Raw genomic sequence first — 22,599 nt, forward strand, 5'->3', positions numbered from 1 at the left:
CGGGCGGCCCTTTCTTTCTATTCTTTCAGAAAACGGCGATAAAATATCATATCGAAAATACACTCAGCCACCAGAAACATCAAAAAAAGCAAAGCCGTAAACAAGGGTTGCGCAGACAAGAAAAGACTGATACACCCTCCGGCAAGCAACGATATACCGACACGCCACAGGATACCATGGCGATAATACCGTAATATGTTCCGGCTATCTTCCAAAGCCTCCCTTGAAACTAAAAAGAATTGCAGCATCTCCCACAAAAAGAAGAATCCCACAATAAAATAAAGAGGCAAGGATTCAAGATAGCTGAGAGGATAAAGCACAAGACGCACCGCCACGGAAAGAATCAGCAAAAAGCTCAACAGAGCGACTTGTATCAACGTAAAAGACAGTATTTTCCTCTTAAATAACGTATTGTTTATCTGCATATTATTTTGTTCTATCTCTTATCTGATAAACGAATCAATAAAAAAGTAAACTCCAAGGCCGGCAAGCCACCCCACCATAACCTTGCCGGATATGTGACGGAAATACCACCAAATGGAAACGTTCTCACTTTTCATCAACGCATATCCGGCAGTGGAACCGATGGAAAGCAAACAACCGCCGATTCCTCCGCTATAAGCTACTAATTGCCAATACTGACCATTCAGCGCGAATGAACGAAGGTATTCTGGATCCATACCGGGAATGCTTTCCGCCATCCCTACCACATCATACATGGATATGCTGGTCAGCACAAGTGCCACGTTATCCAAAAAGGCGGAAATTCCTCCTAATATCAAACTGTATACGTAGATATTATGAATATATTGGTCGCACCATACGGCAACTGTATAAAGTGCCCCCGTCTCTTGAATGGCGGAAATAGCCATGCTTACGCCTATAAAAAATAAAATAGTCTGGATACTCTCTGCCTGCATGAAGCGTGGTGTAGGACGAAAAAAAGGTTGGTCGGATTTGATCAACCGCCGATTGCACAACTCGTTTACGACACTGAAAAGTGCCAATACACACAACGCTCCGACAAAAGGAGGCAACTTGGTCAGATTGTGAAACGTAGGAATAAACCACAGCCCTCCAATTCCCACGAACAGCATCAAAATACGCTGCCAACGCGTCAAAGTCGTATCATCCCCGCGATAGCGGATACGAGGCGTATTAATATCCATCTGTTCCGGCAACTTGCGGGAAATCAAATAAGTGGGAATAGCCACGGCTACAATGGACGGCAAGAACATGGCACCCGAAAAACTGGACGGTGTGACCGCTCCCTTGACCCACAGCATCAAAGTAGACACATCGCCGATTACCGTAAGACAACCTCCGGCATTGGCCGCAATCACAATGACCGCCCCATAATACATGCGGAAACGACTCCCCGGCAACAACTGACGCACGATGGCAAACATCATCAAAGCCGTGGTCAGGTTGTCGAGATTGGCCGACAAGACATAGGTTATGAAAGCCACCATCCACAGAAGACGCTTGCTATTACGGGTCGTAATCCACTCGCTGATGAAATCAAAACAACCGTTCGTATTCAACAAATCGACAATAGACATCGTAGCCAAAAGGTAAAGCACGATCTGACAAATATCCGCTACGTGACCGATAAAAATATAATTGGCAATAAAATTCTTAAGAGAAGTGACGTTAGAGGCATTTCCGCCTAAGAAATCAGCATATTCCTCCGCGTACATCATTTCTACATACTGTTTTCCCGCCACCATGTAGAGTGTCCAAACAATAACTCCGAGAAACATCGCCACAGCGGCTTTATTGATATTGGTGATATGCTCTGTTGCAATAGCACAATATCCCAAGAGCAAAACAATGGCGATTATTACGGTCATGGAAGATAGCTGATAAGAGAGCGACAAACGGGACTCGAACCCGCGACCCTCGGCTTGGGAAGCCAATGCTCTACCAACTGAGCTATTGTCGCAAATCGGATACAAAGGTATATCTTTTCTTGAAAAAAACACTCCATATCCGGATTTCTTATTTACGTATTAATATACTTTAACTTTACTTGCCAGGGCTTTGCATTTATTCCTTAATGCTTCCTGGTCGGCATCCAACTTGTCCCAGCAAACCACCACTCCCATACGGCGCCCTATATGGGCTTCGGGCTTCCCGAAAATACGCAGATAAGTGTTCGTTGCCGCACAGACCTCCTCCTCGCCGGAATACTTCGGTGCTCCGTGGCTTTCCACTTCCGACAGGATGACCGCACTGGCTCCCATTCGTTCTTGTGTAATTTCCGGTATCGGCAAACCTAAAACGGCACGGCAGTGCAATTCGAATTCCGAAAGATTTTGTGTGCCTGCCAAAGTCACCATTCCCGTATCGTGCGGACGAGGACTCAACTCGGAGAATATCACGCCGTCTTTATGGCTCAGGAAGAATTCAACTCCCCAAATCCCCGCACCGGTCAGGGCACGCGTGATTTTCTCTGCCATATCCTGCGCATCTTTCAGCATTTCGGGAGAAATAGCAGCCGGCTGGAAACTTTCACGGTAATCTCCTCCTTTTTGCACGTGACCGATAGGCTGACAGAACAAAGTAGGCCCGTTCTGTTGGGTCACCGTCAGCAGCGTAATTTCACTGTCGAAAGGAATAAACTGCTCTACAATGACTTCTTTCACATCGCCACGTGCCCCCGCGCATGCATACTCCCAGGCGTGTGCCAAATCCGCAGGACTGTCCACCTTGCTCTGCCCGTGTCCGGAAGAACTCATCAAAGGCTTGATGATGCAGGGGAAGCCTATCACATCGGCCGCAGCCTTCAACTCATCGAAAGTTTTGGCATAACGATAATCCGCCGTTTTCAATCCAAGTTCCGTATGAGCCAACTCTCGGATTTCTTTTCGGTTCATGGTGAAATTCACAGCCCGGGCACTCGGTACGACCTGAATGCCCATCTTCTCGCAATCATACAGTTTCTCCGTACGGATGGCTTCTATTTCGGGGACGATAATGTCCGGTTTATGCTTTTCCACCACAGCCATCAACGCATCCCCGTCAAGCATGTGGAAGACCTCGCACTCGTCTGCTACTTGCATAGCCGGTGCATGTGCATACGAATCGCAAGCAATTACATATTGCCCTTTGCGTTGGCACGCAATGACAAACTCTTTTCCTAATTCTCCGGAGCCTAACAATAAAATCTTTTTCGTCATAAGAATATCTTAATTATGTACCGACAACCTATCGTTGTTACTGGTGTTGCTCACGCAAAAGGTCGTTCACCGTTTTCACCGGATTGAACGTACTCAGGGGCACTTCCACAAACACCGTATTCCAATCGCTCATAGCCCCATTCCACAGGCCGGGCAACTCCAAAGCCTTGAGTTCTTTTCCGTTTTTACTTTTATAAGAAATGAATCCCGTATTGCGGTCCACATAATCGGGCAGATTGAACTTGTTTCCTTTATAATCCTTCACTGCACAAACCAAATCTACGGGATTGAAATGCGTCCCGTTCTTGAACATGGCCACATATTCCGGATTCCGGGTATCAATCTGACTGCTTTCAAGAATTTGCAACGAAACCGTCCCGTCGCTGTTGTAAGCCAAGAAAGGACCGCCGCCAGGCTCTCCCACATTTTTCACCACGCCGCAGACACGCATCGGACGGTTCAACTTTTTACGCAAATAAATCACGAGTTCCGCATCTTCCAGTTCTTTCACATCCTCACGACGGCAGAAAAGCGTCTGTTGGACGAAGCGGATGATTTCTTCTATATCCGCATGGCTATAGTTCCCACTGTCCAACTTACGCAAATAAGCAAAGGCTTTCTGTTGCAACTCTACCAGAATACCGGCCAGCACCTGCTTGTAAGTAACCGTATCCCCTTTCAAACGATCCGGCACCACATTATCTATATTCTTCACGAAAACGACATCGGCCTGCAAGTCATTCAAATTTTCGATAAGCGCACCGTGCCCGCCGGGGCGGAACAAAAGCTTACCGTCCACACGGAACGGTTCATTGTCCATCGTGGTCGCTAAAGTATCCGTGGCCGGTTTCTGTTCGGAGAATGTGACATGGAACGTCACCCCGTATGCTTTTTCATACATCGGAAGCTTTTCTTCCACCAATGCCTTGAACAAAGCTTTGTGCTCCGCACTCACCGTAAAATGAACTTCAGCCTTTCCTTTGCTGGCAGCATACAAAGCCGCTTCTACCAAATGTTCCTCCAACGGAGTGCGCGAACCGTTCTCATACCGGTGAAACGTAAGCAATCCTTTAGGCAACTGGCCGTAATTCAAACCTTCCGGACGAAGCATGTTCGCCACAACCTTTTTATATTGGCCGGATGCCACCAAACCGTCAATCCCGCGACCTTCATTTTTCATGCAAACCGCATCCAATTCATCGTAGAATGCAAAATCACGAATCGCCGCAAAAAAAGTTTTTTCGAAATCAGTGGTCGGCACATCGTATTCCGCATCCAGAAATTCAAACATATTCTTAAACATACGGCTGGCTGCCCCCGAAGCCGGAACAAACTTGCTTATCGCTTTTCCTTCTTCCTTATAAGCCTTCCACACTTCCTCATAATGCCTGCATTCTTCTGCCGAAGGAGCCAAAATACCATGAGCCAACGAAGCGGCCGCTTTCAACTTCAAAAATGGAAATCCTTTCTTAAAAGTCTGCAACTGAGCCTCTATTTGCTCTTCCGTAATCCCCTTTCCGGCCAATAAGACCTTGTCTTCTGCTGTCAACATATTATATAATCGTTTTAAACCTTCCCTAAAAAACATTCAAATATAGGCTTTTTTAAGCAAACGGGTAAACGTTTCAGCAAAAAAGTACTACCTTTGAAGAAAAATAGCGGATTATGGAACAGAATACTTTTTTCTCCGCACAAGAAAAAGTGCGACTTGCACAGCTATATAGGGAGCTTCTCAAACTTTCCGGCAATATACTTCATCCTGATGACTGCAAAAAGTTGAAAACTTATTTGCTTGAGGCGGTGCGCCGTAACCTTATTCAAAGGAACGTGTTCGGCATGAACCCTATCCTCAATGACATGGAAACAGCCTTAATCGTAGCCTCTGAAATCGGACTGACGCGCGGAGCCATTCTTGGTATCATGGTACATACTTGCGTACGTTGCGGCTACTGCACGCCGGAAGATGTGGAAAGAGAATTCGGAGTGGATGTGGCCGGTATCATCAAGGGCCTGAACCGCATTTTGGAACTGTATGAGAAGAATCCAAGCGTAGAAAGCGAGAACTTCAGAAGCTTATTGCTGTCTTTTGCCGAAGACATGCGTGTGGTTCTCATTATGATAGCCAACCGCGTGAACATCATGCGCAAAATCAAAGACACGGAAAACGAGGAAGCCCGGCGCAAGGTGTCGGAAGAGGCTGCTTACTTATACGCTCCGTTGGCTCACAAATTAGGGTTATACCGCCTGAAAAGCGAACTGGAAGACTTGTCGCTGAAATACCTGGAACACGATGCCTACTATTTAATAAAAGAAAAACTGAACGCCACTAAAAAATCGCGTGACGAATATATCGAAAAGTTCATCCGTCCTATCGACGAAAAACTGAAGAAGGCCGGTCTGAAATTCCACATGAAAGGGCGTACCAAAAGCATACACTCCATCTGGCAGAAGATGAAGAAGCAGCATTGCGGAGTGGAAGGCATTTACGACTTGTTTGCCATCCGCATCATTCTGGATTCCGCCCTCGAAAAAGAAAAGATGGAATGCTGGCAGGTTTATTCCATCATCACAGACATGTATCAACCCAACCCCAAACGGTTGAGGGATTGGTTGTCCATCCCCAAAAGCAACGGTTACGAAAGCTTGCATATCACGGTCCTCGGGCCGGAGAACAAATGGGTGGAAGTGCAAATCCGAACCGAACGAATGGACGAAATAGCCGAACGAGGATTGGCTGCGCATTGGAGATACAAAGGTATTAAAAGCGGAGAAAGCGGAGTGGACGAATGGCTCAACAACATACGCAGCGCGTTGGAGAACAACGACGACCTCCAGCTCATGGACCAGTTCAAAATGGATCTGTATGAAGATGAAGTTTTCGTGTTCACCCCGAAGGGGGACCTGTTCAAGTTTCCCAAAGGTGCCACTGTACTGGATTTTGCCTATACCATCCACACCAATGTGGGCGACCATTGTATCGGTGCCAAAATCAACGAAAAGAATGCCCCACTCCGCCAAAAACTGAACAGCGGCGACCAAGTGGAAATCCTGACCGCCAACAACCAGTCGCCCAAACAGGATTGGCTGAATTTCGTCGTAACAGGAAAGGCACGGGCCAAAATCCGTCAGGCTCTCAAAGAAATGCAAGCCAAGCAAGGGGCTTTTGCCAAAGAGTTATTGGAACGCAAATTCAAAAACCGAAAGATAGAATACGACGAGCCGACCATGATGCACGTCATCAAAAAGCTCGGATTCAAAGTCGTGACGGACTTTTATAAAAGTCTGGCCGACGAAACGACGGACGTCAACGAAGTGCTCGACTTATACACTGAACAACAAAAAATAGAGGCCGGGCTGGCAGAACACACTCCGGCTCCCAGTGCAGAGAACTATAATATCCCGTCGGAAGCCGAACTCAAGGCTAAAACGAACGATGATGTGTTGGTCATAGACCAAAACTTAAAGGGACTGGATTTCTCTTTGGCCAAATGTTGCCAACCGATATACGGGGACGATGTGTTCGGCTTCGTCACAGTGAACGGTGGCATTAAAATACATCGCCAAGACTGCCCTAACGCACAGGAACTCCGTAAGCGGTTCGGATACCGTATCGTCAAAGCCCGATGGGCCGGCAAGCGGGGCAGCCAATACCCTATCACGCTCAAGGTCATCGGCAACGACGATTTGGGCATCGTAAACAACATCACGTCCATCATCAGCAAGGAGGAGAAGATTTCATTACGAAGTATCAGCATCGACTCCCACGACGGCCTATTCTCCGGCACACTGACCGTCATGCTCGACGATACAAGTAAACTGCAACTGTTGGAAAAGAAATTGAAAACTATAAAAGGTGTGAAACAAGTGTCCCGCAACTAAAGCGGACACTTGTTTCACACCTTATCTTTACCCCTCAATCTCGGCCAACTCCAACCAACGCATGGACTTTTCGTCCAGTTCGTCATTGAGGAGGGACAGGCGCTTGGACTTATCCGTCAATTCTTCTACAGACAGTGCCCCGCTACACAAAGCTTCCTCAATGTTTTTCTTTTCCGACTCGAGTGAGGCGATATCTTGCTCCAACAGTTCCATCTCCCGACGTTCCTTAAACGTCATTTTACGCTTTTGTTCTCCATGAGCCGGACGGGAAGTCTTTTGCACCGGCGGCTCTTTTGTTTTCGAGGACAGGTCTTTTTGTTGTTCGCGCTCAAACTTTTGTTTTTCTTCCTGCCATTCCCGATACTGCGTGTAGTTGCCCGGAAAGTCACGCACATCGCCCTGCCCCTGAAATACCAAAAGATGATCCACCACCTTGTCCATAAAATAACGGTCGTGGCTCACCACAATCACGCAACCTTTGAAATTCCGCAAATATTCCTCCAATACCTGCAACGTGACAATGTCCAAATCGTTGGTAGGCTCGTCCAACACCAGGAAGTTCGGATTCTGCATCAACACGGTGCAAAGATACAGGCGGCGGCGCTCTCCTCCGCTCAATTTATACACGTAGTTTTGCTGGTCTTTGGGCGAAAACATGAAATGCTGCAAAAATTGCATGGCCGACAGATGCCGACCTCCCCCAAGGTCGATATATTCGGCAATGCTCCTCACCGCGTCGATGACTTTCATTTGTTCGTCGAAAACCATCCCGTCTTGCGAATAATACCCGAACTTCACCGTCTCGCCCACGACGACCCGTCCGCTGTCCGGCTTCACCAAACCCAGCAGAATCTTGATGAAGGTAGACTTGCCGGTGCCGTTATTCCCTACGATACCCATTTTCTCATACCGCGAGAAAGTATAAAAGAAATCTTTCAGGATGACTTTATCCGGTCCGTAACTTTTGCTAATGTAGTCGGCCTCGAAGATTTTGCTACCGATATAAGACGATTTCACCTCCAACGACACGCTCTGTTCCACCGTTTTACGTTTTGCCACTTTCTCCAGTTCGTAAAACGCTTCCTCACGATAACGCGCCTTATGCCCTCGGGCGCAAGGCATGCGGCGCATCCAGTCCAATTCCGTACGATAAAGGTTGTTGGCACGCGCCACCTCGGCATTCGATGCGTCGATACGTTCCTGCCGTTTCTGCAAATAATAGCTATAGTTCCCTTTGTAAGTATATACGGTATAGTCGTCCAGTTCCAATATGACGGAACAAACCCGATCCAGAAAATAACGGTCGTGTGTCACCATCAGCAGACTCAACTTGGAACGTTTCAGATAACCTTCAAGCCACTCTATCATTTCCAGGTCAAGATGATTGGTCGGCTCGTCCAGAATCAGCAAATCCGGTTCGGTAATCAGCACATTGGCCAAGGCCACCCGTTTAAGTTGCCCACCCGACAGCGTGGAAATCTTCTGATTGAAAGAATGTATTTTCAACTGCGACAGAATTTGCTTCGCCCGGTTCTCGTAGTCCCAGGCTTTTTCCCTCTCCATCCGGTCGAGAATCTCTTCCAAACGAGGGTTTCCGGGCGTATTCATACAATTTTCATATTCCCGTATCAAATTGGTCACGGCATTGCCATGGCTGAAACAAGCCTCGATGACCGTCAAATCGGGCGGATAAGAAGGCGCCTGTTCCAGATAGCCCACATTCAAGTCGCGGCGGAACACCACGTTTCCTTCGTCATATCCGTCTTTTCCTCCTATTATATTTAATAAAGTCGACTTACCGGTTCCGTTCTTGGCAATCAAGCCTACCCGTTGCCCTTCGGCAATGCCGAAAGAAATATGTTCGAACAACATGCGGTCACCTATACGCTTGGTCAAACCGTCTACCTGTAAATAAGGATTCACTAAAGCCATATTCCATCCATACAAATTGCCCGCGAATATAACGATTAATTATGAAACCCGCAAAAAGAAACTTCAAAGTGGAAAACTTTCTGTTTTCAGTGAAAAAAAATGGGAAAGATGCGTGTTTTTTAGAAATTATTCATTACTTTTGCACCAACAAAATGCAAGATGACTGTAATCACACAGTATTCTTTCTTTAATCACAACAAAGAAAATCCAATCAAAAGAATCCTACTTTTATTCTACAGATAAACTCTGTACAATACAAGAAAAGTACAACACATACTTACATATGCATAAGAAAAGTGAATTAGAAGCCATGTCTCAGGAAGAACTGATAGACATAGCAAAGAATTTAGGAATCCCCTCACCTAATGAAGGAGACCGTATGGGGCTGATCTATCAAATCATAGACGAAGAGTCCATATTGTCCGCCTCACAAAAAGCCACTACAACGAAAACACCGCGCAAACGCGTCAGAGTGAGCAAGAAAGAAACCGACCGCGTATATAGTGCCTCACAAGGCAACGGCGAGAACTTCGATATGAAGAAAAAGGAAGCCGCCCGCGATAATAAAGAAGAGGCAACGGAACTGAAAAATGAAAAAACAACTCCCGTAATCAGTCCCGAATTGGCAGACCTGCCGGTGGAAGCCATCGTGGAAAAAGAAATATCTGACAATACAATAGAAAACAATGCAGAAGCTCTTTCCGCCCCGGCTCCCAAAAAGAGAGGACGGAAATCAAAAGCCGAAAAAGCGGCATTGGAAGCTGCTGCAAAATTAGCAGAGGAACAAGCCACTGTTTTGTCGGACAAAGCAAAGCAGCTTCCGGTTATGGACGAACCTATCACCGACGTTCCGTTGGAAATCTTGCAGGACATTCCGGCTCAGTCCGCGGAAACAATTGACGATGTGACAGAAGCCGAGGTTCCGGAAATCACGGAAAAAACAGAATCTGTGGCACCTTCTACAGAAAATTTCTTCTCTGCAGACGAAAATGATTTCGTCGTGGTGGAAGACATCCCCATCATCCCGACAGAACCGGCCATGGATGAAACGTATATGACTTACCCCAGCCAACAACCGGACATTACATCTCACGGACTTCCCGATACCTATTCGTACGAAGCGGCAGAAAACGCCCCGGAAAAGGAAATAGTACTTCCTAAAGGCACCGAACCGACATACGATTTCGGAGACATCCTGACGGGCGAAGGAGTTTTGGAAATCATGCAGGACGGATACGGCTTCCTGCGCTCCAGCGACTATAATTATCTGTCTTCTCCGGACGACATCTACGTAAGCACTTCACAAATCAAATTGTTCGGCCTTAAAACCGGTGATGTGGTAGAAGGCCCCGTACGTCCTCCGAAACCCGGCGAAAAGTATTTCCCGCTCATCCGAGTGACAAAAATCAACGGTTGTGCTCCCAGCGACGTGAGAGACCGAGTGCCTTTCGAACATCTCACTCCGCTTTTCCCCGACGAAAAGTTCAAACTTTGTAAAGGACATAACGACAATCTTTCTACACGTATCGTAGACTTGTTTGCCCCCATCGGTAAAGGACAACGCGCCTTATTGGTGGCACAACCTAAAACGGGTAAGACCATCCTGATGAAGGATATTGCCAACGCTATCGCCGCCAACCACCCGGAAGCGTACCTCATCATGCTGTTGATTGACGAACGTCCGGAAGAAGTAACGGACATGGCACGCACCGTCAACGCCGAAGTCATAGCCTCCACGTTCGACGAACCGGCGGAACGCCACGTGAAGATAGCCGGCATCGTACTGGAAAAGGCCAAGAGAATGGTAGAATGCGGACACGACGTGGTCATCTTCCTCGACTCCATCACGCGACTGGCACGCGCTTACAATACGGTTTCTCCCGCCAGCGGAAAGGTTCTCTCCGGAGGTGTGGATGCCAACGCACTGCACAAGCCGAAACGTTTCTTCGGAGCAGCCCGTAACATCGAAAACGGCGGTTCGCTGACCATTATAGCCACCGCACTGATAGACACCGGTAGTAAAATGGACGAAGTCATCTTCGAGGAGTTTAAGGGTACGGGAAATATGGAGCTCCAGCTCGACCGTTCGCTGAGCAACAAGCGTATCTTCCCGGCTGTCAACATCGTAGCTTCAAGCACAAGACGCGACGACCTGTTGCATGACAAACAGACCCTGGATCGCATGTGGGTACTGCGCAAGATTCTTGCGGACATGAACCCGATAGAAGCCATGACGTTCTTGAAAGACCGGATTGAACCGACTAAGAACAACGAAGAGTTCCTGATGAGCATGAATTCATAAAGCCTGAATCCTCGCACGAGGTCTATATCCGGCTTACAAATATAAGCGTTCCATCGTCTCCTTCTTTTCCGAAGACGATGGAACGCTTCTTATAAAATTCCAGTCCACAAAAGTTCTTAGATATTGAAAGGACTGTCAACGTTTCGACCTCAAGCGGTATTGCTGGGGCGACATGTGTTTCAAACGCTTGAAAAAACGTCCGAAATAAGACTGGTCAGGGAATCCGAGACTGACACTGATATCCTGTATGCTCGAATTGTTTTTATCCAATAACTTCATGGCCTCGTGCATAAGGGTTTCGTCGATAATCTGTTTGGGCGTACGTCCGATCATCCCTTTCGAGACCTGAGTAAGATATTTGGATGAAATACAAAGTTTACCGGCATAAAACTGCACTTCGTGCTCACGCGTCAGATGTTCATGAAGTAACTCCATAAAGTTCCGGAACAACTCCCGGGAGCGGGAAGAGTCCAAAGACAAATTCTCCAGACGTGCAGCCCCACACATTTCGTAAGCCCCATACACCAGACCATTCACTAAACTCAGTACTAATTCACGCGTGTATCCCCTGCCGTAATCCGCAACCGCAAAACGAAACAATTCCCGAAAATGCTCCACCAGTTTCCGGTTTTCCGTATCCACCCCCCAAATCACTTGTGTAAACAAAAGTAATAGAAAACGAGGCTCCATACGTTCCGTACTGTCCCGAAGCATAGAAGGCGGAAAAGCCATCAACGAAACTGAAAAATCCGTCGTGGAACGCAACTTCTTCAGCGGTAACTCAGGCCGCATGAAAAGTATCTGGTTCCGCTCCAAAATATACTCATTTTCCCCTACGAAAACAGAAGCCTTCCCTCTCTCCACCATTACAAGTAAACACTTGTCTAAAGTCACCCCACTCTCTACCGTCCAATTCAAAGAAGTCCTAAAATAAAAACACTCCTGCGCCAACAACGAACGTATGTTTTCTTCCATAAAGAGATTATTTCGTTAATAGAAATCAAAATTAAGTAGAATATTCCTAAAATGCAAGGTTACTTCCCAAAATGAACAAAACAAAGGTACTTTTAACAAGCGTATACTCGCACAGTTTGTGTATTTTTGCACCGTTTTTGAGATTATTATTTTATTTATTAATTATGAATAGAGGTATTAAGACTGTTGCAACGACAGCATTTTGTTGCTTAGTTGCGTTAACTGGTTGCAATAAGCAACAACAAGCAATGGACACGGGTTCTTACAAGACAATGACCGTAAAAACCGACTCCATAGTATTACAATCACTTTACAGTGCAAGAATTGAAGGACGTCAGGATGTAGAGATATATCCGCAAGTCAGTGGAACGCTCCAACGTCTGTGCGTGCAAGAAGGCGACCGTGTCAAGAAAGGACAAACGTTATTTATCATCGACCAGGTGCCTTACCAAGCCGCGTTGAACACAGCCGAAGCCAACCTGAAAGCAGCAGAAGCAGCAGAAGCTACAGCCGATTTGACATTCAAGAGCACCAAGCGCCTGTTCGATCAGAAAGTCGTTTCCGATTTCGATTTACAGAAAGCTCAAAATAGCTTATTGAGTGCAAAAGCATCCGTAGCTCAAATGAAAGCACAAGTTGTAAATGCAAGAAACAACTTGTCTTATACCGTAGTAAAAAGCCCGGCCGACGGTGTGGTAGGCCAGCTTCCTTACCGTCAGGGCGCATTGGTCAGCAGTTCTATCCCGCAGCCTTTGACCACCGTCTCCGACAACAGCGAGCTGTATGTTTACTTCTCCGTCAACGAAGACGACTTGCTCAATATGACCCGTCAATACGGTTCGTTGGAAGAGGCAGCCAAAAAGATGCCGGCCGTGAAATTGATTCTGAACGACGGTAGCGTCCTGCCGGACAGCGGTCGCGTTGAATCCATCAGCGGAGTAATCAACACCAGCACAGGTACGGCCCAGGTTCGTGCTACATTCCCCAATGCTTCTCACCTGTTACACAGTGGAGCCAACGGTAATGTAGAAGTACCGGTATATTACAAGGACGTGATTGTCATCCCGCAGGCCGCTACATTCGAACTTCAGGACAAGGTCTTGGTCTATAAGGTCGTAGACGGAAAAGCCCAAAGTGCGAACATCGAAGTGGCTCCCAACAACAATGGTACGGAATACATTGTAACCCAAGGTTTGAACGTGGGCGATGTCATCATTGCCGAAGGTGCCGGTCTGGTACGCGAAGGTACACCTGTGGGTACAGCACAAGGTGCACAAAATCATGGTAAATAGTGAATTCTAAATTAAGTAAAAACAATGAAAGGTAACATATTTATAAAACGCCCGGTGATGGCTTTCTCCATCTCCATCCTCATTCTTATCGTAGGATTTATTTCACTGGGCACCCTGCCGATTGAGCAGTACCCGGACATTGCTCCTCCGACCGTATGTGTCTCGGCCACCTACACGGGAGCCAGCGCAGACGCTGTGATGAAGAGTGTGGTCCAACCTCTGGAAGAGGCAATCAATGGTGTGGAAAACATGACTTACATGCAGTCTACTGCCACGAACTCCGGTTCTGCCGATATATCTATTTACTTCAAACAAGGGACAGACCCCGACATGGCTGCGGTGAACGTTCAAAACCGTGTGAGCAAGGCTCAAGGTTTGTTACCGGTAGAAGTAACGCAAATCGGTGTGACGACCACCAAACGACAAACCAGTTTCTTGCAAATCGGTTCGTTGTACAGCCCTAACAACCGTTATGACAAGACATTCATTGCCAACTACCTTGACATCAACGTAGTGCCCCGTATCAAACGTGTAGAGGGTGTGGGAGACGTGATGGCCATGGGTGACACGTACAGTATGCGTATTTGGCTGAAGCCGGATGTCATGGCGCAATACGGCCTTGTCCCCACCGACATTACCTCTGCCTTGGGCGAACAGAACTTGGAATCTCCAACCGGTTCATTGGGTGAGAACTCAACGAATACGTTCCAGTTCACCATGAAATATAAGGGACGTCTGACCGATATCAGTCAATTCGAAGATATCGTAGTCCGTTCTTTACCCGACGGTAATATTTTACGCGTAAAAGACGTGGCTCGTGTAGAACTCGGCACTCAGTCATACGCTTTCGACAGTAACGTAGACGGGCACCCGAGCTGTACCTTTATGGTGTTCCAGGTTGCCGGTTCAAACGCCACGGAGGTAAATGCGGAAATCTCCAAATTGTTGTCTGAGATTAACGAAGAACTTCCTGAAGGTCTGGAATTCATGACAATGATGAGTTCCAATGACTTCTTGTTTGCTTCTATCCATGAAGTGGTTGAGACATTGGTAATCGCCATCATCCTCGTTATTTTGGTGGTATATTTCTTCTTGCAGGACTTCAAGAGTACGCTGATTCCGTCCATTTCCATCATCGTTTCATTGGTGGGAACCTTTGCGGCCATGCAAATTGCAGGTTTCAGTATCAACATCCTGACACTATTCGCACTCGTGTTGGTTATCGGTACGGTGGTGGACGACTCCATTGTGGTGGTCGAAGCCGTACAATCCAAATTCGATGTCGGATACACATCGCCCTATCTGGCCACCAAAGATGCATTGTCTGATGTTACCATGGCCGTTATCACTTGTACCCTTGTGTTTATGGCTGTGTTTATCCCTGTGACCTTCATGGGCGGTACGTCCGGTATCTTCTACACTCAATTCGGTGTGACCATGGCCGTAGCCGTAGGTATTTCATGTCTGAATGCCTTGACGTTGTGTCCGGCGCTATGTGCTATGTGGATGCGTCCTGCGAGCGGCAAGAAAGGCAAAAGAAGCATTAACGGTATCGTAAAAGCCGCCTACAATGCTTCGTTCAATGCCATGATGAGCAAATATAAGAATGGAGTCATGTTCTTCATTCATCATCGTTGGATTTCATGGGGCTCGCTTGTTGTTTCATGCGTGCTGTTAGTGTACTTTATGAAGACGACCAAAACGGCATTGGTTCCTCAGGAAGACCAGGGTACGATGATGGTCAATGTCAGCATGTCGCCGGGTAGCAGTTTGGCTACTACCAACAAGACAATGGCCAAGATAGAAAACATCATCAAGCAAATTCCGGAAGTAGACCATTATTCAAAGATTTCCGGTTACGGCTTCATCGCCGGTCAAGGTACGTCTTACGGTTCTTTCATCATTCGTTTGAAAGACTGGAACGAACGTACAGGCAAGGGACAGGATGCCACTTCCGTCATGAATAAACTGAACTTCATGCTGCAAAGCATCAAAGAGGCACAATCCTTCACGTTCCAGCCGGGTATGATTCCGGGATACGGTATGGGTAACAGTATCGAATTGCAGCTCCAAGACCGCGTGGGCGGTGACCTGACTTCATTCTATCAGAATACCATGAAGTTCATCGGTGCATTGAACCAACGCCCTGAAGTAGCCATGGCATATACGACCTTCAACCCGAACTTCCCCCAATATGCTATCGACATAGATGCGGCAAAATGCAAACGTGCAGGAATCTCTCCGTCTGAAGTGTTAAGCGTATTAGGCGGTTATTGCGGTGGTATTTATGCATCCAACTTCAACTTGTTCTCTAAGGTATACCGTATCATGATTCAGGCTGACCCGAAATATCGTTTGGATGAAAAATCGCTGAACAACATCTTTGTACGGGTGAACGGCGAAATGGCTCCTATCAGCCAATTCCTCAGTGTCAAGAAGACCATGGGACCTGAAGTCACCAACCGGTTCAACCTGTTCGATGCCATTGCCTGCAACGTAAACCCGGCTCCGGGTTATTCTTCGGGCCAGACCATGCAAGCCATTGAAGAAGTATTCGCACAGACCATGCCCAACCGTTATAATTATGAATACGGCGGCATCTCACGTGAAGAGAAAGAAACAGCCGGTTCCAACGACACGGTCTTCATCTACGTGTTCTGTATCGTGCTGATTTTCTTAATTCTGTCGTGTCTGTACGAAAGTTTCTTAGTTCCGATGGCCGTTATCCTCTCCGTACCGTGCGGTTTGATGGGTTCGTTCCTCTTCGCATGGCTTTTCGGTCTGGAAAACAACATCTATCTGCAAACCGGTGTGATTATGTTGATTGGTCTGTTGGCTAAGACAGCTATCCTTATCACAGAGTATGCCACGGAACGTCGCCGAAAGGGAATGGGCATTATCGAAGCAGCCTACTCTGCAGCCCAAGTACGTTTCCGCCCGATTTTGATGACGGTGTTGACCATGATCTTCGGTATGTTGCCTTTGATGTTCGCCACAGGTGCCGGAGCCAACGGTAACAGTTCTCTGGGTACGGGTGTTGTCGGCGGTATGTTAATCGGTACTTTGGCGCTACTCTTCATTACTCCTGTATTCTTTATCGTATTCCAATACTTGCAAGAAAAGGTTCGTCCGCCTTTGCATGAAGAAGCAGACGCCCAAGTATTAGCAGAACGCCAAAAGAGTTTAGAAGAACGCAGTGCATTTAAAAGCGAAAAAGACGAACAATGAAAAAGATAATTATGACCATGACCACGGCTGCTCTGTTGAGCAGTTGCGGTCTATACAAAAGCTACGAACGCCCGGCCGACATTCAGACTGACGGTCTGTACCGCAGCGACAACACTCAAAGCGGCGACTCATTGGGCTTAGCCTCATTCGCATGGAGAGAAATCTTCACGGATCCCCAACTGCAGACTCTGATTGAAAGAGGGTTGGCACAAAACACGAACTTACGTAGTGCCCAACTGCAAATCGAACAGTCCGAAGCCTCGCTGAAGGCTGCCAAATGGGCTTATATCCCCAGTCTCGCTTTCGCTCCGCAAGGTTCGTTGGCCGGTGTGGATTGGGGAAAAGCCACACAAACTTATACCATTCCGGTATCAGCCTCTTGGCAAATAGACATCTTCGGAAGCCTGCACAATGCCAAAAAGCGTGCACAAGCCCAACTTGAAAACAGCCAGGCTTACAAACAGGCCGTACAGTCTCAGTTGATTGCGGCAATCGCCAACTATTACTACTCGCTGGCCATGCTGAAAGACCAGTTAGCCGTCAGCCAGGAAACGGAAAAACTGTGGAAGGAGAACGTCGAAACCACCCGTGCCTTGATGAATGCCGGTCAAAGCAACATGGCAGCCGTGTCGCAGACTGAAGCCAACTACTATAGCATTTGCACGCAAATCACGGACTTGAAACAGCAAATCAGTGATTTGGAAAATGAGTTCTCTGCCCTGTTGGGTGAAGCTCCGCAAAAGTATGCCATCGGCTCTATGAACAATTGGAAGGTTCCGGCCCGCATGTCGGCCGGTATTCCGGCTGCCGCACTGGCCAACCGTCCGGACGTGAAGCAGGCAGAAACCCAGTTGGCCGTAGCATATTACGCCACCAACGAATCGCGTGCCGCTTTCTACCCGGGCTTGAACTTAAGCGGTGCTATAGGCTGGACGAACGACCTCGGTACCCTACCGGTCAATCCGGGCAAATGGATATGGAATGCCATGGCGTCGCTGACACAACCCATTTTCCAGAACGGAAAGTTGCGTGCACAATATAAAATCTCAAAAGCACAGCAGGAACAGGCCAAGCTTTCATTCCAACAGACTTTATTGGATGCCGGAACGGAAGTCAATGCAGCCTTAACCAAAATACAGGCCACAGGAGAAAAAGACGGTTTGTACACCAAACAGATCGCTTCTTTGGAAACGGCTGTAAAAAGTACGCAAGCATTGATGATGAACTCGTCGACCAACTACCTGCAGGTGTTGACAGCCCAACAGACTTTGCTGACGGCACAGATGTCGCAAATCAGTAACAAATTCAGCCAGATACAGGCTGCCATCGAGCTGTATCAGGCTTTAGGCGGAGGCTACGACGAATAAAGTAACTACCTCTTTTTATAAACCAAGCGAAGACGGCTTCCGGCAAATTGTCCGGAGGCCGTCTTCCTTTCCACATGCATCCCGCCCATCCAAGGCATACGGCAGAAGCCATGGAACGAAGATGTCCGCACAAAGACGCAGGCTTTCATCTTGTCAACAGAATTCCGTATTTTACCATCTTCCTGACAGAAAAAAGCCGGATTCCCCAACCCACACTTTCGCATACGACATCCATTCAGGAAGGATTCAGGGCTATTTTGAATACACTTATTTGCCATTCTGGCGGAAACTTGAACCAAATTAAGCAAAATTAAGAATCAATCTCAGCCAAACTTTTTTTCATTTGGAGCAAAATAACATTTTTTTCTCCTCTTATTGTTCAGACGACATCCTCAAACGGCCATGAACGGCAACAGAAAACGAGGTAACGATATGCCGCAGACGGCCGTTTTTCTTCTATTCGATGCTTCTCCGCCTTCAAAACCCCGATGTCAAATGGTCTGGCCAACCCATCTTTGTACTTACAACTTCTCCCCCAACGAACGCCGACCGCACTTTCCCGCCCGACATAATGGAAGCCTCGTCCACCCTATCGCTTCCAAATCGTTTTCTTCCCACCGCGTGAGAATCGCATATTTCTGTAAACCGTCGCATCCACGTGCAAATAAACGATTCCTGCAGGACATGGAATGACATTCTGACAATCTGTCCGACTCCTTCTGCAATACCCCCACACGGTTCAAGGAAGCACAAAAAATCCCGATAGCCTCTTGCTATCGGGATTACTGTATACTTCCACCGTTCCTGTCAGAAAGGCAGGTCGTCTTTAGAATCTCCTGCCGAAAAATCAACAGGCGCCGCATCCGAAACCGGAGGGAAAGGCACCGGTCCTGCGGGAGATTCGGCCGGAGCTGTCGCACGCTCCACTTTCCAAGCACGAATACTATTGTACCACCGGCCATTATATTCACGCGCATCTATATCGAAAGACACGGTAAGCTGGTCGCCGATCTTAATGGCGAACTGTGCAATCTTATCTGCGCCGAAAACGTCAAAACACATTTTTCTGGGATATTGCTCCTGAGTTTCCAACACATATTCCTGTACTTTCCACTCCGAACCGGTACGCTGAGAAACGCCACCCCGCTCAGGTAACACAGCAATAACTTTTCCTGTAATTTCCATATTTCTACATTAACTGTTTAGTGATGCGAAATTACAACTTATTTTCTACTTTCTCGAATTTTAAATTATTTTTTTTGTTCCGTTCTACTTAAATATGTAAATTTGCTGAATATAATTCTAAAAATACCACATTATGAGATTTATCGTATCAAGCTCTGCACTTTTCAATCGCTTGCAGACGATTGGACGCGTCATAAATTCAAAGAATACGCTCCCTATCTTGGATTGTTTCTTATTTGAAATCCAAGATAATATACTCACCATTACGGCCTCGGACAGCGAAACGACGCTAATCACCAACCTGGAACTTGTGGAAAGCGATGCCAATGCCCGTTTCTGCATCAACGCCAAAACCATCCAGGACTCCATGAAAGAAATTGCGGAACAGCCTCTTTCTTTCGATATCAATCCGGACAACATGGAAATCACAGCCAACTACCAGAACGGACGTTTCAACATCGTGGGACAAAGTGCCGACGAATATCCGGAAATGAACCTCCCGCAGGAGGACATGAATGCCCTCATCATACCGGCCGAAACGATGCTCAACGGCATAAACCGTTGCCTGTTCGCCACGGCCGACGACGAATTGCGTCCGGTGATGAACGGGGTATATTTCGATATCCAAGCCGACAACCTGACTTTTGTCTCTACCGACGGGCACAAATTGGTACGCAACAGAAACTACGGTATCAAAGACCATCAGCCCGCAGCCTTTATCCTTCCCAAGAAGCCGGCTACGATTCTGAAAAACCTCTTACCGAAGGAATCGGATGACGTCACGTTGAAATTCAATGAGCGTAATGCTTACATTACCATGGAATCTTCCCGACTCATCTGCCGACTTATCGAAGGACGCTATCCTAACTATAACTCTGTCATTCCGCAAAACAACCCCTACCGGGTTACGGTGGACCGCCTTACTTTGCTGAGCGCCCTGAAACGCGTATTGATATTCTCCAACCAAAGCAGCGCTTTGATCAAGTTGCATCTGGAAAGCAATCAGTTGGTAGTCTCCGGACAAGACATAGACTACTCCACCTCGGCCGAGGAACGCGTGCCCTGCGAATACGGAGACTCTCCGATGAATATCGGTTTCAAGGGTACATTCCTCATCGACATACTGAACAATATGGGGGGAGAAAACGTCATCATCGAGCTGGCCGACCCGAGCCGGGCCGGAGTAATCGTCCCGGCAGAGCAGGAAGAAAACGAAGACCTGCTGATGCTGCTGATGCCTATGATGCTGAACGACTAAAAGAATAAAAATGAAATTAAATCTGAACAATCCCGTCGTTTTCTTCGATCTGGAAACCACGGGAATCAATATCACCACCGACCGTATCGTAGAATTATGCTACATCAAAGTGTACCCTAACGGCAATGAAGAGTCCAAAAGCATGCGAATCAATCCGGAGATGCACATTCCAGAAAGTTCTTCGGCCATTCACGGTATCTATGATGAAGACGTGGCAGACTGTCCTACGTTCAAGCAAGTAGCCCGGGAACTGGCCAATACCATCAAGGGATGCGACTTCGCCGGATTCAATTCCAACCGTTTCGACGTACCGATGCTGGTCGAAGAATTTCTGCGGGCGGGCATAGACATCGACATCCGCAAGCGTAAGTTCATCGACGTACAAAACATTTACCATAAGCTCGAACGCCGGACGTTGAGTGCCGCATACAAGTTCTATTGCGGAAAGGATTTGGAAAACGCCCACTCTGCTTTGGCCGACACACGGGCTACATACGAAGTCCTGATGGCACAACTGGACCACTATCCTGAAGACTTGAAAAACGACGTGGCATTCCTGTCCGATTTTTCCAGGATGACGGATAACGTGGATTTTGCCGGACGCATGGTTTATGATGAAAATCGTGATGTCGTGTTCAACTTCGGCAAATACAAAGGAAAAAAAGTCACCGACGTGTTACGTACGGATCCCGGATATTACAGTTGGATTCTGCAAGGTGACTTCGCACGCAACACCAAGCAGATTTTAACCCAGATACGTTTGGATATGAACAAGGCATAAACCGGCATGGAAACATTAAGAGGCAAGAAAATCGTATTGGGAATCACGGGAAGCATCGCGGCTTACAAAGCCTGCTATCTCATCCGGGGATTGATTAAAAGGGGAGCTGAAGTACAAGTGGTCATCACTCCGGCGGGCAAAGAATTCATCACGCCCGTCACCCTCTCCGCACTAACCAGCAAACCGGTGGTCAGCGAATTCTTTTCCGGACGCGACGGGAGTTGGCACAGCCATGTCGCACTCGGGCTTTGGGCCGATGCCATGGTGATTGCACCGGCTACGGCCTCGTCTATCGGCAAGATGGCTCATGGCATAGCCGACAACATGCTCATCACGACCTACCTGTCCATGAAAGCTCCCGTTTTCGTAGCTCCGGCAATGGATTTGGACATGTTCGCCCATCCCTCCACACAGCAAAACCTCGAACGCCTCCGCAGTTACGGCAACCATATCATTGAGCCTGCCAGCGGGGAATTGGCCAGTCATTTGGAGGGCAAAGGACGCATGGAGGAACCTGAAAATATTATCAAGGTTCTGGAAGACTACTTTTCCGGCGGACAAGACTTGCAGGGGAAAAGAATCCTGATTACAGCAGGCCCCACGTATGAAAAGATAGACCCCGTAAGGTTTATCGGTAACTATTCATCGGGCAAAATGGGAATCGCCTTAGCCGAGGCTTGTGCCCGACGCGGCGCGGAAGTCATGTTGGTTTGCGGTCCGACGTCTCTCGGCACCACGCAGGCGGGCATCCGGCGAATCGACGTGGAATCGGCCGAAGACATGTTCCGCGAGGCCACGGCACATTTCCCAGAATCGGATGCGGCCATCTTATGTGCAGCCGTGGCCGACTTCACGCCTGCGCAAGCTTCCGACCGCAAAATCAAACGTGAAGCCGATGATCTTGTCCTCCGTCTGAAACCGACACGCGACATAGCCCAAACGCTCGGCCAGATGAAACGTGAGGGACAGAAACTCATAGGCTTTGCCCTCGAAACCCATGACGAGACGGCGCATGCGCACGAAAAACTGGAACGGAAGAATTTCGACTTCATCGTGCTCAATTCGCTGAACGACCCAGGGGCGGGCTTCCGTCATGACACGAATAAAATAACCATTATCAGCCGGACCGATTCCGTGGTCTATCCGCTGAAAAGCAAAAAAGAAGTGGCGGCCGACATTGTCGACCGGCTCGTGTCTTCTTTCTAACGCCGGATAAAT

15 protein-coding genes and 1 tRNA gene are annotated in these 22,599 nt (G+C 47.7%); 8 read left to right on the forward strand and 8 right to left on the reverse strand.

The genetic code is table 11. The annotated features are described in order from the left end of the window. Positions 1-17: 17 nt before the first annotated feature. The 5 genes from HMPREF9441_RS12895 to HMPREF9441_RS12915 form a co-directional block, all read right to left on the reverse strand. On the reverse strand, positions 18-425 hold the full coding sequence (locus HMPREF9441_RS12895) for a hypothetical protein (RefSeq protein ID WP_008621922.1): 408 nt from the start codon (positions 423-425) through the stop codon (positions 18-20). A gap of 18 nt (positions 426-443) precedes the next feature. Further along, positions 444-1,853, reverse strand: coding sequence for a sodium:proton antiporter NhaD (nhaD, locus tag HMPREF9441_RS12900; RefSeq protein ID WP_008621924.1), 1,410 nt, complete (start codon positions 1,851-1,853; stop codon positions 444-446). A 19-nt stretch (positions 1,854-1,872) separates the two neighbouring features. Beyond that, positions 1,873-1,945: transfer RNA gene (locus HMPREF9441_RS12905), tRNA-Gly, on the reverse strand. A 67-nt stretch (positions 1,946-2,012) separates the two neighbouring features. Beyond that, positions 2,013-3,182 carry a formate-dependent phosphoribosylglycinamide formyltransferase gene (purT, locus tag HMPREF9441_RS12910; protein WP_008621925.1) on the reverse strand — a complete coding sequence of 390 codons (1,170 nt, stop codon included), beginning with the start codon at positions 3,180-3,182 and terminating at the stop codon, positions 2,013-2,015. Between the two features lie 37 nt (positions 3,183-3,219). After that, the gene (locus tag HMPREF9441_RS12915) at positions 3,220-4,734 is read right to left on the reverse strand and encodes a DUF4301 family protein (protein WP_039865310.1); all 1,515 of its coding nucleotides are present in this window, start codon (positions 4,732-4,734) and stop codon (positions 3,220-3,222) included. A 113-nt stretch (positions 4,735-4,847) separates the two neighbouring features. Between HMPREF9441_RS12915 and HMPREF9441_RS12920 the strand changes: the two genes are divergently transcribed. Then, on the forward strand, positions 4,848-7,061 hold the full coding sequence (locus HMPREF9441_RS12920; protein ID WP_008621927.1) for a RelA/SpoT family protein: 2,214 nt from the start codon (positions 4,848-4,850) through the stop codon (positions 7,059-7,061). Positions 7,062-7,088: 27 nt separating this feature from the next. Here the strand turns inward: HMPREF9441_RS12920 and HMPREF9441_RS12925 are convergent, their stop codons facing one another. Further along, positions 7,089-8,993 (reverse strand): ABC-F family ATP-binding cassette domain-containing protein, encoded by a 1,905-nt coding sequence (locus HMPREF9441_RS12925; RefSeq protein ID WP_008621928.1) that lies wholly within the window; start codon positions 8,991-8,993, stop codon positions 7,089-7,091. Positions 8,994-9,276: 283 nt separating this feature from the next. Here HMPREF9441_RS12925 and rho point away from each other — a divergent pair, with 283 nt between their 5' ends. Next, entirely contained in the window at positions 9,277-11,295 is a 2,019-nt protein-coding gene (rho, locus tag HMPREF9441_RS12930; protein ID WP_008621930.1) for a transcription termination factor Rho, read from the forward strand. Positions 11,296-11,430: 135 nt separating this feature from the next. Here the strand turns inward: rho and HMPREF9441_RS12935 are convergent, their stop codons facing one another. Further along, positions 11,431-12,270 carry an AraC family transcriptional regulator gene (locus HMPREF9441_RS12935; protein ID WP_008621931.1) on the reverse strand — a complete coding sequence of 280 codons (840 nt, stop codon included), beginning with the start codon at positions 12,268-12,270 and terminating at the stop codon, positions 11,431-11,433. A gap of 164 nt (positions 12,271-12,434) precedes the next feature. On the opposite strand from HMPREF9441_RS12935, the gene HMPREF9441_RS12940 reads away from it, so the two are divergent. The 3 genes from HMPREF9441_RS12940 to HMPREF9441_RS12950 are packed head-to-tail and all read left to right on the forward strand — an operon-like array spanning position 12,435 to position 18,157. After that, positions 12,435-13,562, forward strand: coding sequence for an efflux RND transporter periplasmic adaptor subunit (locus tag HMPREF9441_RS12940; RefSeq protein WP_008621932.1), 1,128 nt, complete (start codon positions 12,435-12,437; stop codon positions 13,560-13,562). Positions 13,563-13,586: 24 nt separating this feature from the next. Continuing rightward, a complete protein-coding gene (locus HMPREF9441_RS12945) occupies positions 13,587-16,790 on the forward strand; it encodes an efflux RND transporter permease subunit (protein WP_008621933.1) in 3,204 nt (1,067 codons plus the stop codon). Further along, positions 16,787-18,157 (forward strand): TolC family protein, encoded by a 1,371-nt coding sequence (locus tag HMPREF9441_RS12950; protein ID WP_008621934.1) that lies wholly within the window; start codon positions 16,787-16,789, stop codon positions 18,155-18,157. The genes HMPREF9441_RS12945 and HMPREF9441_RS12950 overlap by 4 nt, the downstream gene beginning before the upstream one ends. A gap of 807 nt (positions 18,158-18,964) precedes the next feature. On the opposite strand, the gene HMPREF9441_RS12960 is transcribed toward HMPREF9441_RS12950, so the two are convergent. Next, the gene (locus tag HMPREF9441_RS12960; protein WP_008621941.1) at positions 18,965-19,342 is read right to left on the reverse strand and encodes a DUF3127 domain-containing protein; all 378 of its coding nucleotides are present in this window, start codon (positions 19,340-19,342) and stop codon (positions 18,965-18,967) included. Between the two features lie 133 nt (positions 19,343-19,475). On the opposite strand from HMPREF9441_RS12960, the gene dnaN reads away from it, so the two are divergent. Genes dnaN through coaBC form a run of 3 tightly spaced genes read left to right on the forward strand, consistent with a single transcriptional unit; the run spans position 19,476 to position 22,587 of the window. Then, entirely contained in the window at positions 19,476-20,600 is a 1,125-nt protein-coding gene (gene dnaN / locus HMPREF9441_RS12965) for a DNA polymerase III subunit beta (RefSeq protein ID WP_008621942.1), read from the forward strand. A gap of 10 nt (positions 20,601-20,610) precedes the next feature. After that, positions 20,611-21,381 carry a 3'-5' exonuclease gene (locus tag HMPREF9441_RS12970; RefSeq protein ID WP_008621944.1) on the forward strand — a complete coding sequence of 257 codons (771 nt, stop codon included), beginning with the start codon at positions 20,611-20,613 and terminating at the stop codon, positions 21,379-21,381. A gap of 6 nt (positions 21,382-21,387) precedes the next feature. Continuing rightward, positions 21,388-22,587: a bifunctional phosphopantothenoylcysteine decarboxylase/phosphopantothenate--cysteine ligase CoaBC gene (gene coaBC / locus HMPREF9441_RS12975; RefSeq protein WP_008621946.1), complete on the forward strand. Its 1,200-nt coding sequence runs from the start codon at positions 21,388-21,390 to the stop codon at positions 22,585-22,587. Positions 22,588-22,599: the final 12 nt, after the last annotated feature.

The organism is Paraprevotella clara YIT 11840 (assembly GCF_000233955.1).
GTDB classification, from domain to species: Bacteria; Bacteroidota; Bacteroidia; order Bacteroidales; family Bacteroidaceae; genus Paraprevotella; species Paraprevotella clara.